At 65.9% G+C, this 13,183-nt stretch carries 12 protein-coding genes; 5 read left to right on the forward strand and 7 right to left on the reverse strand.

What is annotated here, in order from left to right; genetic code table 11:
- Window positions 1-5: 5 nt before the first annotated feature.
- Both CT676_RS04310 and rsmI read right to left on the reverse strand, forming a co-directional pair.
- Complete coding sequence (locus tag CT676_RS04310) at window positions 6-404, reverse strand: YraN family protein (protein ID WP_071908793.1); 399 nt, start codon at window positions 402-404, stop codon at window positions 6-8.
- Entirely contained in the window at window positions 391-1,341 is a 951-nt protein-coding gene (rsmI, locus tag CT676_RS04315; protein ID WP_135213983.1) for a 16S rRNA (cytidine(1402)-2'-O)-methyltransferase, read from the reverse strand. The genes CT676_RS04310 and rsmI overlap by 14 nt, the downstream gene beginning before the upstream one ends.
- Before the next feature lie 339 nt (window positions 1,342-1,680).
- On the opposite strand from rsmI, the gene CT676_RS04320 reads away from it, so the two are divergent.
- Window positions 1,681-2,916, forward strand: coding sequence for a penicillin-binding protein activator (locus CT676_RS04320; RefSeq protein ID WP_063980251.1), 1,236 nt, complete (start codon window positions 1,681-1,683; stop codon window positions 2,914-2,916).
- Between the two features lie 120 nt (window positions 2,917-3,036).
- Here CT676_RS04320 and hemW read toward each other — a convergent pair whose 3' ends face one another.
- From hemW to rph, 3 genes are read right to left on the reverse strand one after another with little or no spacing between them, the layout of a single operon-like run.
- On the reverse strand, window positions 3,037-4,191 hold the full coding sequence (gene hemW / locus CT676_RS04325; RefSeq protein ID WP_135213984.1) for a radical SAM family heme chaperone HemW: 1,155 nt from the start codon (window positions 4,189-4,191) through the stop codon (window positions 3,037-3,039).
- Complete coding sequence (rdgB, locus tag CT676_RS04330) at window positions 4,178-4,813, reverse strand: RdgB/HAM1 family non-canonical purine NTP pyrophosphatase (RefSeq protein ID WP_135213985.1); 636 nt, start codon at window positions 4,811-4,813, stop codon at window positions 4,178-4,180. The genes hemW and rdgB overlap by 14 nt, the downstream gene beginning before the upstream one ends.
- An 11-nt stretch (window positions 4,814-4,824) precedes the next feature.
- Entirely contained in the window at window positions 4,825-5,538 is a 714-nt protein-coding gene (gene rph, locus CT676_RS04335) for a ribonuclease PH (protein WP_135213986.1), read from the reverse strand.
- Between the two features lie 168 nt (window positions 5,539-5,706).
- On the opposite strand from rph, the gene hrcA reads away from it, so the two are divergent.
- A complete protein-coding gene (hrcA, locus tag CT676_RS04340) occupies window positions 5,707-6,795 on the forward strand; it encodes a heat-inducible transcriptional repressor HrcA (protein WP_063980248.1) in 1,089 nt (362 codons plus the stop codon).
- 96 nt (window positions 6,796-6,891) lie between these two features.
- Window positions 6,892-7,497, forward strand: a complete 606-nt coding sequence (grpE, locus tag CT676_RS04345) for a nucleotide exchange factor GrpE (RefSeq protein ID WP_063980247.1) — start codon at window positions 6,892-6,894, stop codon at window positions 7,495-7,497.
- A gap of 152 nt (window positions 7,498-7,649) precedes the next feature.
- Here grpE and pncA read toward each other — a convergent pair whose 3' ends face one another.
- Both pncA and CT676_RS04355 read right to left on the reverse strand, forming a co-directional pair.
- The gene (gene pncA / locus CT676_RS04350) at window positions 7,650-8,372 is read right to left on the reverse strand and encodes a bifunctional nicotinamidase/pyrazinamidase (RefSeq protein ID WP_028155509.1); all 723 of its coding nucleotides are present in this window, start codon (window positions 8,370-8,372) and stop codon (window positions 7,650-7,652) included.
- A 113-nt stretch (window positions 8,373-8,485) separates the two neighbouring features.
- Entirely contained in the window at window positions 8,486-9,427 is a 942-nt protein-coding gene (locus tag CT676_RS04355; protein ID WP_166347182.1) for a hypothetical protein, read from the reverse strand.
- Window positions 9,428-9,822: 395 nt separating this feature from the next.
- Between CT676_RS04355 and dnaK the strand changes: the two genes are divergently transcribed.
- Window positions 9,823-11,724: a molecular chaperone DnaK gene (dnaK, locus tag CT676_RS04360; RefSeq protein ID WP_028148797.1), complete on the forward strand. Its 1,902-nt coding sequence runs from the start codon at window positions 9,823-9,825 to the stop codon at window positions 11,722-11,724.
- Window positions 11,725-11,969: 245 nt separating this feature from the next.
- Window positions 11,970-13,097, forward strand: a complete 1,128-nt coding sequence (dnaJ, locus tag CT676_RS04370; protein WP_063980245.1) for a molecular chaperone DnaJ — start codon at window positions 11,970-11,972, stop codon at window positions 13,095-13,097.
- Window positions 13,098-13,183 lie beyond the last annotated feature (86 nt).

The following is a 13,183-nucleotide window of genomic DNA, read 5'->3' on the forward strand; positions in this document are numbered from 1 at the left end:
GCCTTTCAGGTCGAGGCGTCGAATGCCGCCAACACATGGCGCGGAAGTGAGCGCGGCGCAATCAGCATGGCGTCGAATCGCAGTTCGAATTCGGCATGCTCGGGATGCGCCACGAGCCAGCCTTGCGCGGCGTCGATGATGCGCTGCTGCTGGCGCGGGGTCACGGCGAAGGCGGCGTCATCCAGCGTCGCGCGAGCCTTGACCTCGACGAAGGCGATCAGGTTGCGGCGGCGCGCCACGATGTCGATCTCGCCATGGGGGGTACGGTAGCGCTTGGCGAGGATGCGGTAGCCCTTGGCCATGAGATAGGCGGCGGCGCGGCTCTCCGCGGAGATGCCGGTGCGGAACGCGGCGACGCGTTCGGGCGAGGCGACTTTCGGTTCCGCGCCCTCAGTCTTCGCCATCGCCGTCCCTCAGCTCCTTTGCGAGCTCGAGCGCGCGGGCATAGACCTCGCGGCGCGGCCGGCCCGAGAGCGCGACCGCATGCGCGACGGCATCCTTGACGCTGTGCACGGCGAGCTGCTCGCGCAGCAGACCGTCGAGCGCATCCGGCGTCAGCAGCTCCGCGTCCGCCGCAGGCGGCGCGATCACCAGCACGAATTCGCCGCGCGTCTCCAGCGTGTCCGCTCCGCGTGCCAGCTCCTGCAGCGGCGCGCGCGAAATCTCCTCGTGCAGTTTCGTCAATTCGCGGCAGATCGCGGCTTCGCGCGTCCCCATGATCTCGGCAAGCTCGGCGAGCGTGTCCTGCACGCGGTTGCCGGAGTCGAACATCACCAGCGTCGCATCGATGCGGGCGAGCTCCGCAAGGCGCGACTTTCGGGCGGCGGATTTCGTCGGCAGAAAGCCCTCGAAGAAGAAGCGGTCGGTCGGCAATGCGGCGACCGACAGCGCGGCCAGCACCGAGGACGGGCCGGGCAGCGCGTAGACCGCATGGCCGGCTGCGCAGACCTCGCGCACCAGCTTGAAACCGGGGTCGGAGATCAGCGGCGTGCCGGCATCCGACACCAGCGCGATCGAGCCGCCCTGCCCCAGCGCCTCCAGGATCCTCGGACGCGCCGCTTCCGCGTTGTGCTCGTGATATTGCTTGAGCTGGGCCGTGATCGCGTAGCGCTCGGTCAGGCGCCGCGTGATGCGGGTGTCCTCGCAGGCGATGACGTCGACGCCGGCGAGCGTCTGAAGCGCGCGCAGCGTGATGTCGCCGAGATTGCCGATGGGGGTGGCGACCAGATGGAGGCCCGGCGCCGCCTTCGGCGCCGTCAGCCGATGGGCGTCGATGGAGAAACCGCGCGAGGCGGGATCCGTCGTCTCAGGTGTATTTATCGGGCTCGGTTTTACGCGCATAATGAATCGAACTTAGGCATGATCCCGGGGGCTGGGAACCGGTCCTCGGAAAAAGATCGCGCCAGGTCAGGGGTGAGGAAGGACTGGAATGTGATCCATCCGGCATCACATTGCAGAGGGAATGAAGCGTCGGCGCCACATTCGCGGCGGAAACGCCACCTTGATGCGGGTGACGGATGGTGGACAGCTAGCCAGGGCTTGAGGTGTGGCCGCGTTAAGTGGTCATTATCCTTTTGTTTTAGTTAACTATTTGCCGACAATATGCCTGAATCCGCGGCTTGTGTCGTGGAAAGAATGTTGTGACCGGCCGGCCGACGGTCGGTCAGAAGAGAAGTTGTGATGCTGGGCCCGCGCGATCCTAAATCTCCCGTTCAGGGCTCCCGATTATCGGGGGCGACCCGGCGGAGCGCACTCGGCCTGTTACTCGGCGCCCCCTTGCTGTCGGCCTGCGCCGGCGTGCAGCAGAGTCTCAGCCAGTTCTCCAACCCGTTCAGCAGCTCCTCCCCGGCCCCGGCTCAGCCGGCCGGCCCGCCGCAACAGGCCACCACCGCCGGCAGCGGCGGGGTGAAGGTTGCCGTGATCCTGCCGCTCTCGGCCGCCGGCAATGCCGGCCTCGCCGCGCAGTCGATGCGCAACGCCGCCGAGATGGCACTGGCCGAGTTCCAGAATCCCAACATCCAGCTCCTGATCAAGGACGACAACGGCAGCCCGCAAGGGGCGCAGGCGGGGGCACAGCAGGCGGTCGACGAAGGCGCCGAGATCATTTTGGGCCCGCTGTTCGCGCAATCGGTGCCGGCGGTGGCGCAGGTCGCGCGTACGCGCGGCATCTCGGTGATCGCGTTCTCGACCGATTCCAGCATTGCCGGCCGCGGCGTCTTTCTGCTGAGCTTCCTGCCGGAGTCCGACGTCAACCGAATCGTCGAATATTCCGCCAGCATCGGAAAGCGCTCCGTTGCCGTGCTCGTGCCCGACAATGCCTATGGCAATGTCGTCGAGGCCGCGGTGAAGGCGGCGGTGCCGCGGCGCGGCGGCCGCATTGTCGCCTTCGAGAAATACGGCGCCGATCGTGCGACGCCGGCACGCACCGTGGCCCAGCAGCTCGGCAGCGCGGATGCGCTGTTCATCGCCGATGACGGCGATGCCGTCGTCGCGGTGGCCGATGCGATGACGGCCGCAGGCGCGAATTTGCGCAACATCCAGCTGCTCGGCACCGGCCTGTGGGACAATCCGCGCGTCTATGCCAATGCGAACTTGCAAGGCGGTCTCTACGCCGCGCCGGACCCGGCCGGCTTCCGCGCCTTCTCCGGCCGCTACCGTACCAAATACGGTGCCGAGCCGATCCGCACCGCGACGCTCGCCTATGACGCGGTCGCCCTCGTCGCCGCGCTGGCGCGCACGCAAGGCCCGACGCGCTTCTCGCCGGATGTGCTCACCAACCCTTCCGGCTTCGCCGGCATCGACGGCCTGTTCCGCTTCCGCGCCGATGGCACCAACGAGCGCGGCCTCGCCGTGATGAAGGTGACGACGGGTGGTGGCGTGGCGGTCGCGGGCTCGCCGAAGAGCTTTGGGGCGTAGTTCGGGGCGACGGTGCCGTAGGGTGGGCAAAGGCGCGCTTCGCGCCGTGCCCACCATCTGCCTGCAAACGCTGTGAAAATGGTGGGCACGCTTCCGCTTTGCCCACCCTACGGCGGCTCGCTACGCGGCGAGATCCGCGACCACGGCGTCCAGCACTGGGAAGCCGCTGCTGGTCACGCGCAGGCGCCCCGTCGCATCCACGATGATCGCACCCTCCTCGCGCAACAGCGCGATGCGCTTGGGATCGAGCGGGCGGCCGGACAGCGCGCTGTAGCGCTCGGGGTCGATGCCTTCGGCGAGACGCAATCCCATCAGCAAGAATTCGTCGGCGCGCTCCTCGCTGTTGAGGAGATCGTCGGTGACGTTGCCGTGGCCGTTGGTCTCGACCCGCATCAGCCAGGCTTCGGGGCGCTTCTCGGTGGCGGTGGCGTGCCTGATCCCGTCGATGTCGAGGCGGCCATGGGCACCGGGGCCGATACCGGCATATTCATCGCCGCGCCAGTACACCAGATTGTGCCGGCACTCGGCGCCGCGCCGCGCGTGATTTGAAATCTCGTAGGCGGGCAGGCCGAGCTTGTCGCAGGTCTCCTGCGTCACGTCGTAGAGCGCGCGCGCGACCGCTTCGTCCGGCGTCTTCAATTTGCCGGCCTGGTGCAGGCCGAAGAACGGCGTGCCCTCCTCGATCGTCAATTGATAGAGCGACAGATGCTCGGCCGCTTCGTCGATCGCGAGGCGCAGCTCGTCGGCCCACATCGCCGGCGTCTGGTCGGGGCGGGCGTAGATCAGGTCGAACGAATAACGGTCGAACGAGCGGCGCGCGATCGCGACGGCATCGAGCGCCTCGCGGGCGCTGTGCATGCGGCCCAGCGCTTTCAGCGAGGCATCGTCGAGAGCCTGCACGCCGAGCGAGACGCGGTTGACGCCGGCGGCGCGATAGCCGGCAAAGCGCGTGGCTTCGACGCTGGTCGGGTTTGCCTCGAGCGTGACCTCGACATCGCTGGCGACGTGCCAGTGCTTGCCGATGGCATCGAGCACCGCGCCGACGGTCGCGGGCTGCATCAGTGAAGGCGTGCCGCCGCCGAGGAAGATCGAGGTGACTTCACGCCCGGGCGCACGCTGTGCGGTCGTTTCGATTTCACGCGCGAAAGCTGAAGCGAAGCGCGCCTCGTCGATCGCGGCGTGGCGGACGTGGCTGTTGAAGTCGCAATAGGGGCACTTCGACAGGCAGAACGGCCAGTGCACATAGACGCCGAAAGCTTGCTTAGCGCGGCTCAAGGCAGATCTCCGCCAGTTTCACGAAGGCGCGGGCGCGATGCGACAGGCCGAGGCCAAGCGGCGGCAGGCCGTGCTTCTCGATGCTGGTCATCTCGCCGAACGTGCGATCGTGGCCATTGGGCAGGAACATCGGATCATAACCGAAGCCGGCGGTGCCGCGCGGCGGCCAGACCAAGGTGCCGTCGACGCGCGCCTCGACCTCTTCGAGATGATCGTCGGGCCAGGCGACGCAGAGCGCGGAAACGAAATGAGCGGTGCGCTTGTCGGGCGTGGTGGCGCCGCGCTCCTGCAACAGCCGCTCGATCTGCGCCATCGCGGCGGCAAAATCCTTGGCTGGACCGGCCCAGCGCGCGCTGTAGATGCCCGGCGCGCCGTCGAGCGCGTCGACCACGATGCCGGAATCGTCGGCGAAGGCGGGAAGCTTGGTCGCCTGCGCCGCCGCGATCGCCTTGATCGCGGCATTGCTGCGGAAATCGTTGCCGGTCTCGTCGGGCTCGGGCAGGCCGAGCTCACCGGCCGACACCGCCTCGATGCCGCAAGGCGCGAGCAACTCCTTCATCTCGGCGAGCTTGCCGGGATTGTGGGTCGCGATGACGAGCTTTCCGGTGATTCGGCGGTGCATGGGCCTATTGACTACGCGACGGCCAGTTTCTGCAAGTCCACGAGCCGCGCGATACCCTTCTGGGCCAGCGCCATCAGCGCGAGGAATTCGTCCTGTGTGAACGGTTCGCGTTCCGCGGTGCCCTGCACCTCGATGATGCGGCCATCGCCGGTCAGAACGAAATTGGCGTCGGTCTGGGCTTCCGAATCCTCGGCATAGTCGAGGTCGAGCACGGGCGTGCCGTTGTAGATGCCGCAGGAGATCGCGGCGACGTTGTCGCGCAGCACCTTGGCCTTGATCATGTTGCGCGCCCTCATCCAGTTGATGCAATCGGCGAGCGCGACCCAGGCACCGGTGATCGAGGCCGTGCGCGTGCCACCGTCGGCCTGGAGCACGTCGCAATCAACCGTGATCTGGCGCTCACCGAGCGCTTCGAGATCGACGATGGTGCGAAGCGAGCGGCCGATCAGGCGCTGAATCTCGACGGTGCGGCCGCTTTGCTTGCCGGCGGAGGCCTCGCGGCGGGTGCGTTCGGAGGTCGCGCGGGGCAGCATGCCGTATTCGGCGGTGACCCAGCCGCGGCCCTGGCCCTTCAGCCACGGCGGCAGGCGGTCTTCCAGCGTGGCGGTGACCAGCACATGGGTGTCGCCGAATTTCACCAGGCAGGAGCCTTCCGCATATTTGACCACGCCGCGCTCCAGCGTCACGGGGCGCAATTCGTCGGGCGCACGGCGGCTTGGCCGCATGGGAAATCCTCCAAAACTCTCGGAAAAGGGCTATTCGCGGTGCTTGTAGGTGGGGTGAGGGTGGGCGGCAAGGCTTTTTCACCCCGGGTTTTCCACCCCGCAAACGCCACGCTTGTCAGAACCCTCCGGGATGGACAAATTATAAGCGTCTGAGAGGAGTTACCGTCCGTGGCCCATCACGATCCGATCCATCTGATCGCGCCGCGCGCAGGCCTCGCCCAGCTCAACGAGCGTTCCCGCGACATCTTTCGTCAAATTGTCGAAAGCTATCTCGCGACCGGCGAGCCGGTCGGCTCGCGCAATATTTCGCGGCTGATCGCGATGCCGCTGTCGCCGGCCTCGGTCCGCAACGTCATGGCCGACCTGGAACAGCTCGGCCTGATCTATGCGCCCCACACCTCTGCCGGCCGCTTGCCGACGGAACTGGGCCTGCGCTTCTTCGTCGACGCCCTGATGCAGGTCGGCGACCTCAATGACGCCGAGCGGCAGTCGATCCAGAGCCAGTTGACGTCGGTGGGTCACGCCCAATCGGTCGAGGCGGCGCTGTCGGAGGCGCTGACGCGGCTGTCCGGTCTCACCCGCGCCGCAGCGGTCGTGCTGACCCCGAAATCCAATGCGCGGCTGAAACACATCGAATTCGTCCGGCTGGAACCCGAGAAAGCGCTGGTGATCCTGGTCGGCGAGGACGGTCAGGTCGAAAACCGCGTGCTGTCGCTGCCGCCGGGAGTTCCCTCCTCGGCGCTCACGGAAGCCGGTAATTTCCTCAACGCGCGGATCCGCGGCCGCACGCTGGCCGAGGCGCGGCTCGAGCTCGAAACCGCGCTCGGCGAAGCCCGCGCCGAGCTCGATCAGCTGACGCAGAAGGTGATTTCGGCGGGGATTGCGAGCTGGTCCGGCGGCGAGAACGAGGACCGCCAGCTGATCGTCCGCGGTCACGCCAACCTGCTCGAAGATCTGCACGCGTTGGAGGATCTCGAGCGCGTTCGCCTGCTGTTCGACGATCTCGAGACCAAGCGCGGCGTGATCGACCTTCTGGGGCGCGCCGAGACCGCCGAGGGCGTGCGGATCTTCATCGGTTCGGAGAACAAACTGTTTTCCTTGTCGGGCTCCTCCACGATCATCTCGCCGTATCGGGATGCCGCCGGCCACATCGTCGGCGTTTTGGGCGTGATCGGGCCGACGCGGCTGAATTATGCCCGCGTGATCCCGACCGTGGACTACGCCGCGCGCATCGTCAGCCGCCTCCTGGGGGGCTGATCGGCGTTTCCTCCGATCACGGGCGCTTGATTTTCGTGAGCATAGGCACGATATCCGGGCCAACAATCCCTTGAGACGAGTTCGAGAAGAGAGCCGATGACCGATCGAGACCGGCAGCCCGACGACACGACCCCACCGACCGACGAGCCGGTGGTGTCAAAACCCTACATCATGCCCGACGATCCGGAGCCCGGCTCGGTCGAGCTGTTGCAGAAGGAAGCCGCCGAGGCGCGCGACCGCATGCTGCGGACGCTGGCCGAGATGGAAAATCTGCGCAAGCGCACCACCAAGGAGGTCGCCGATGCCCGCCTCTACGGCATCACCGGCTTTGCCCGTGACGTGCTCGACATCGCCGACAATCTCCAGCGTGCGCTCGATGCCGTTCCGGCCGAGGCCCGTGCCGCGGCCGATCCGGGCCTGACCTCGCTGATCGAGGGCGTCGAGCTCACCGAGCGCTCGCTGCTCAACGCGCTGGAAAAGCACGGCGTGAAGAAGTTCGATCCGCAGGGCCAGAAGTTCGACCCGAACTTCCAGCAGGCGATGTACGAGGTGCCGGATGCGTCGGTGCCTGCGGGCACCGTCGTGCAGGTCATGCAGGCCGGCTACACCATCGGCGAGCGCGTGCTGCGCCCGGCGCTGGTCGGTGTCGCCAAGGGCGGCACCAAGGCTGCGCCGGCTGCGAACAGCAACGAAGTGAACTGAGCGGCGCACTGGTCGATTCTCATGGTGAGGAGGCGCGTCAGCGCCGTCTCGAACCATGCAGGCCCGGCTGTTGCAGCTCGGCCTTCATCCTTCGAGACGCGTGCTAAGGAGCACGCTCCTCAGGATGAGGGTTTGGCAGCTTTTCGCGCCGCTTACGCGCTCACCGCGATATCCGCGGACTGAATCCGCTTCACGCCGGCCTTGGCCATGTCGGCCCAGGCTTTTGCGAGCGAACCCTGCGTGTCGATGCCGCGGCAGGCGTCCTCCACCACATAGACCTCGAAGCCCGCCTTGCGCGCATCGAGCGCGGTCCAGGCGACGCAGAAGTCTGTCGCGAGGCCGGCGACGAAGACGCGCTTGATCTTGCGGCCCTTCAGGTAACCGGCGAGGCCCGTCGAGGTCTTGCCGTCGGCCTCCAGGAAGGCCGAATAGCTGTCGACGTCCTTGTGAAAACCCTTGCGGATGATGAGCTCGGCATGCGGGATCGCGAGATCCTTCGACAGCGCAGCGCCATCGGTGCCCTGCACGCAATGATCGGGCCACAGCACCTGCTTGCCGTAAGGGAGATCGACGGTCTCGAACGGCTTCTTGCCGGAGTGCACCGACGCAAACGAGATGTGACCTGGCGTGTGCCAGTCCTGGGTCATCACCACGTTCGCAAAGGCCTTCGCCATCTTGTTGATGACGGGAACTACCTGCTCGCCTTCCTTCACGGCGAGGCTGCCGCCGGGCAGGAAGCAGTTTTGCACGTCGATCACGAGCAGCGCGGAGGCATCGTCCGGCTTGATCGATGCGGCCGCAAGGAGCGCGGTTGGAGCAAGGGCTACGAGAGCGCTTGTCCCAAGCGCCGCGAGGATTTGTCGTCGATCAAGCATCGTTCGCCTCCCTCCAGGATGATCCAATGGAAGGAAGCCTAGTTCCGTTCGTATACGAACAGAAGCCCGAAAATGCAGCCGGTTCTGTCCAGCGCTTGGGCTAACCCTTGAGACTAACCCTTGGGCTGGATGCCGTCGCGCACGGCGCGGAAGCGGGTGAAGGCGGCCGACCACTGGTCGCGCGGGGCGCTGGCGATGATGCGCAGCGAGGCGCCGCCGCTCGAGAAGCGGATCCACTGGACCACGGTCACGGGCGTCTTGTCCTTGCCGCTGACGCCGTCGATCCGGGTCTCGAAACCCTGCTGGCCGTTGATGCGGATCGGCTCCGACATGGTGACGCGGGATTCGCGCACGCCGGGAATCTGCAACGCGGCCTCCTGGGCAAAGCGGGCGCGATCGTCGGCCTGCTGCGGGGTGGCGCCGATCAGGCCGAGGATCATGAACGGCTTGGATTCATAGCCCGAGCTCTCATTGCCGTCGGCCAGGATGATGCTGGAGCCCGGCGCCAGGGTGCGGATGTCCTTGAAATCGGCGAGATCGGTGATCTTGAACGGCATCAGCCCGATCTGCTCTTCGGCCGAGACCTGCTTGCGGGTGACGGCGCTCGCAAACATCTGCCGCACCGCCTCGTCGGTGTAGATCTTGGTCGCGTTCTCCGGGATCTGCACCGCGACATAGCCGGAGAAGCCGGCGCCCGGCACGATCATCGAGTAGCGCTTCACCGGCGTCTCGCCGGCCTTGCCGCTTTCCGTGGTGAAATAGGCAAGACCCGCGGGGGTCTCGAGCTTGTCCTGCTTGACGCCGGCGGTGCCGGCTGGATTGGAATTGAAGGCGCTCACGACCTCGCCATAGGCCGCCGGCGGCAGCTCGGTGATCAGCACCTTGACGCTGCCGTCCTCGCTCTCGAAGCCCGGAAACGTCTTGGCCGTGCTCAGGCCGACCAGCGGCACCATGCCGAGGCGCAAGCCGGGCGGGAAAACGGCATCCGCCGCAAGGGCCGGAAGCGCTGTGGCGACGAGGACGGCGAGCGCGGCGAGGGGGCGAATGAGCTTCATGGGCACTCTGATTGGTTCACATTGAGGCCGTTCGATGGTCGGCCGTTGGGCCGCTTTGTCGCGCAAAGCCGCCTTGATGGCGGCGGTCCGGCCGCCCGCCTTTTAACGGGTTTGGCCCGCCGGTAACAGGGCGGGGCAGATCACGGTGGCGGTGGCCGGCTGACGCCTGAACCTGTTAATAATTCCTCACCCGCAAGGGCGGTTGAGCCCGGATATGATCTTCCAAAACCCAATGTTTTCATGGCCGAAACTTGCGTTCGGTCCTTGCGGGCCCCTCCCCCCCTCCTATATGAGCGTCAACCATCGCAATATCGCGGATGTTTGATCTTAGGGGGGTTGGAGCGGGTGCCTCTTGGGCCCAGCCAACCTGCCGCAAAAACAAGGATATCAGGACCATGGGAAAGGTCATTGGGATCGACCTCGGCACCACGAATTCGTGCGTCGCCGTGATGGATGGCAAGAACGCCAAAGTCATCGAGAATTCCGAAGGCATGCGCACGACGCCTTCGATCGTCGCCGTGACGGACGACGGTGAGCGCCTCGTCGGCCAGCCTGCCAAGCGCCAGGCAGTTACCAATCCCGAGCGTACGTTCTTCGCAGTGAAGCGCCTCATCGGCCGCCGCTACGACGACCCGATGGTCGAGAAGGACAAGAAGCTCGTTCCGTACAAGATCGTGAAGGCTTCCAACGGCGACGCCTGGGTCGAGGCCGACGGCCAGACCTACTCGCCGTCGCAGGTGTCTGCGTTCATCCTGCAGAAGATGAAGGAGACCGCGGAAGCCCATCTCGGCCAGAAGGTCGACCAGGCCGTCATCACCGTTCCCGCTTACTTCAACGACGCCCAGCGCCAGGCGACCAAGGACGCCGGCAAGATCGCGGGCCTTGAAGTGCTGCGCATCATCAACGAGCCGACCGCGGCCGCGCTCGCCTATGGTCTGGACAAGACCAAGACCGGCACGATCGCCGTGTACGATCTTGGCGGCGGCACGTTCGATATCTCCATTCTCGAAATCGGCGACGGCGTGTTCGAGGTGAAGTCGACCAACGGCGACACCTTCCTCGGCGGCGAAGACTTCGACATGCGCCTCGTGGGTTATCTGGCCGACGAGTTCCAGAAGGAGCAGGGCATCAACCTGCGCAACGACAAGCTCGCGTTGCAGCGCCTGAAGGAAGCCGCTGAAAAGGCCAAGATCGAGCTGTCGTCGACGACGCAGACCGAGATCAACCTGCCCTTCATCACCGCGGACCAGACCGGCCCCAAGCATCTGACGATGAAGCTCACCCGCGCCAAGTTCGAGGCGCTGGTCGACGACCTCGTCCAGAAGACGGTCGAGCCCTGCCGCAAGGCGCTGAAGGACGCCGGCGTCACCGCCGGTGAGATCGGCGAAGTCGTTCTGGTCGGCGGCATGTCGCGCATGCCGAAGGTCCAGGAAGTCGTGAAGCAGCTGTTCGGCAAGGAGCCGCACAAGGGCGTCAACCCGGACGAAGTCGTGGCGATCGGTGCCGCGATCCAGGCCGGCGTGCTCCAGGGCGACGTCAAGGACGTGCTGCTGCTCGACGTGACCCCGCTGTCGCTGGGCATCGAGACGCTGGGCGGCGTGTTCACCCGCATCATCGACCGCAACACCACGATCCCGACCAAGAAGAGCCAGGTGTTCTCGACCGCCGAGGACAACCAGAACGCGGTCACCATCCGCGTCTTCCAGGGCGAGCGTGAAATGGCGGCCGACAACAAGATGCTCGGCCAGTTCGATCTGATGGGCATTCCGCCGGCTCCGCGCGGCATGCCGCAGATCGAGGTGACCTTCGACATCGACGCCAACGGCATCGTCAACGTCTCGGCCAAGGACAAGGCCACGGCCAAGGAGCAGCAGATCCGCATCCAGGCCTCCGGCGGCCTGTCGGAAGCCGACATCGAGAAGATGGTCAAGGACGCCGAGGCCAACGCCGAGGCGGACAAGAAGCGCCGCGAGGCCGTCACCGCCAAGAACGAGGCGGATGGCTTGGTGCACTCCACCGAGAAGGCTCTGGCCGAGCACGGTTCGAAGGTCGCAGAGCCCGAGCGCCGCGCCATCGAGGATGCCGTCAGCGACCTCAAGGAAGCGCTGAAGGGCGACGATGCCGAGGCGATCAAGGCCAAGACCCAGACGCTGGCCCAGGCTTCGATGAAGCTCGGCGAGGCCATGTACAAGCAGCAGGCCGAGGCCGACGCCAAGAAGGATGCGGCCAAGGACGACGTCGTCGACGCGGAATTCACCGAAGTCGACGACGACAAGAACAACAAGAAGTCCGCCTGATCCCCAAGAGGGTGATGATGCGGACGGCTTGGACCCCACACGCGCTACCGGCCTCCCCCCTCACGGGGGAGGCCGTCGTGTCGGGCTCGGCGGGGCGTGTCCCCGTTACGATCGATCAATTCCCAGCCGTTATGATGAACGTCGCCGTGCCGCCCTCTGCCGCGAAGCAAAGGGCTGCCTATATCGTCTCCTGGCGACGTTGTTCCGCTCCGACTTGAATCGCGATTGGATAGACCGAGTTCAACATGTCCACGTCCACCAAGCGCTGCTATTACGAAACGCTCGAAGTCGAACGCACTGCCGACGATTCCGTCCTGAAATCGTCCTTCCGCAAGCTTGCGATGAAATTCCACCCGGACCGCAATCCCGGGGACGACACCAGCGAAGTCAAGTTCAAGGAAATCAACGAGGCCTACGAGGTCCTCAAGGACAAGGACAAGCGCGCGGCCTATGACCGCTTCGGCCACGCGGCCTTCGAGCAGGGCGGCGGCGGTGCCGGTTTCGGCGCGGGCTTCGCCTCCTCCTTCTCCGACATCTTCGAAGACCTGTTCGGCATGGCCGGGCAGCGCGGTCGCGGCGGCCGCGAGCGTGGCGCCGATCTGCGCTACAACATGGAAATCACGCTCGAGGAAGCCTTTGGCGGCAAAACCGCGCAGATCGAGATTCCAGTCTCGGTCACCTGCGAGGCCTGCTCGGGCATCGGCGCCAAGGCCGGCACCAAGCCGAAGACCTGCTCGAGCTGCGGCGGCGCCGGCCGTGTGCGGCAGTCGCAGGGCTTCTTCACGCTGGAGCGCACCTGTCCGAGCTGCCAGGGCCGCGGCCAGATGATCGAGGATGCCTGCCCGTCCTGCTCCGGCCAGGGCCGGGTCACCCGCGAGCGGACGCTGTCGGTCAACATTCCCCCGGGGGTCGAGGACGGCACCCGGATCAGGCTCGCCGGCGAGGGCGAGGCCGGGGTTCGCGGCGGCCCGCCCGGCGACCTCTACATCTTCCTGTCGCTGGCCCAGCACCAGCTCTTCCAGCGCGACGGCGCCGATTTGCACTGCCGGGTGCCGATCTCGATGGTGACGGCCGCCCTCGGCGGCGAATTCGAGGTGCCGACCATCGACAGCGGCAAAACCAAGGTGAAGGTGCCGGCCGGAACCCAGTCGGGCCGCCGATTCCGCATTGCATCAAAAGGCATGCCGGTGCTGCGCTCGCGCCAGATGGGCGACATGTACGTCCAGGTTGCCGTCGAGACCCCGCAGAATCTCACCAAGAAGCAGCAGGAATTGCTGGCGGAATTCGAAAAGCTCTCCTCCGGCAATACCCAGCCGGAATCGGTCGGCTTCTTCGCCAAGGTCAAGGATCTATTCAGTAATCGGGCAACCTGACTCGTCTTGACCGTATCGCCTTCGGCCTATACCTGTTTATGACCATTTTCTGACACGCCGCGGTCCCGCGGTCCCGTCCGGTCCCG

Source organism: Bradyrhizobium sp. MOS001 (assembly GCF_004634465.1).
GTDB classification, from domain to species: Bacteria; Pseudomonadota; Alphaproteobacteria; order Rhizobiales; family Xanthobacteraceae; genus Bradyrhizobium; species Bradyrhizobium barranii.

Excerpts from the sequence above, each read along its gene's own strand:
- CT676_RS04310 (WP_071908793.1), bottom strand. The coding sequence starts at position 404 with ATGGCGAAGACTGAGGGCGCGGAACCGAAAGTCGCCTCGCCCGAACGC.
- rsmI (WP_135213983.1), bottom strand. The coding sequence starts at position 1,341 with ATGCGCGTAAAACCGAGCCCGATAAATACACCTGAGACGACGGATCCC.
- CT676_RS04320 (WP_063980251.1), top strand. The coding sequence starts at position 1,681 with ATGCTGGGCCCGCGCGATCCTAAATCTCCCGTTCAGGGCTCCCGATTA.
- rdgB (WP_135213985.1), bottom strand. The coding sequence starts at position 4,813 with ATGCACCGCCGAATCACCGGAAAGCTCGTCATCGCGACCCACAATCCC.
- rph (WP_135213986.1), bottom strand. The coding sequence starts at position 5,538 with ATGCGGCCAAGCCGCCGTGCGCCCGACGAATTGCGCCCCGTGACGCTG.
- grpE (WP_063980247.1), top strand. The coding sequence starts at position 6,892 with ATGACCGATCGAGACCGGCAGCCCGACGACACGACCCCACCGACCGAC.
- pncA (WP_028155509.1), bottom strand. The coding sequence starts at position 8,372 with ATGCTTGATCGACGACAAATCCTCGCGGCGCTTGGGACAAGCGCTCTC.
- CT676_RS04355 (WP_166347182.1), bottom strand. The coding sequence starts at position 9,427 with ATGAAGCTCATTCGCCCCCTCGCCGCGCTCGCCGTCCTCGTCGCCACA.
- dnaK (WP_028148797.1), top strand. The coding sequence starts at position 9,823 with ATGGGAAAGGTCATTGGGATCGACCTCGGCACCACGAATTCGTGCGTC.
- dnaJ (WP_063980245.1), top strand. The coding sequence starts at position 11,970 with ATGTCCACGTCCACCAAGCGCTGCTATTACGAAACGCTCGAAGTCGAA.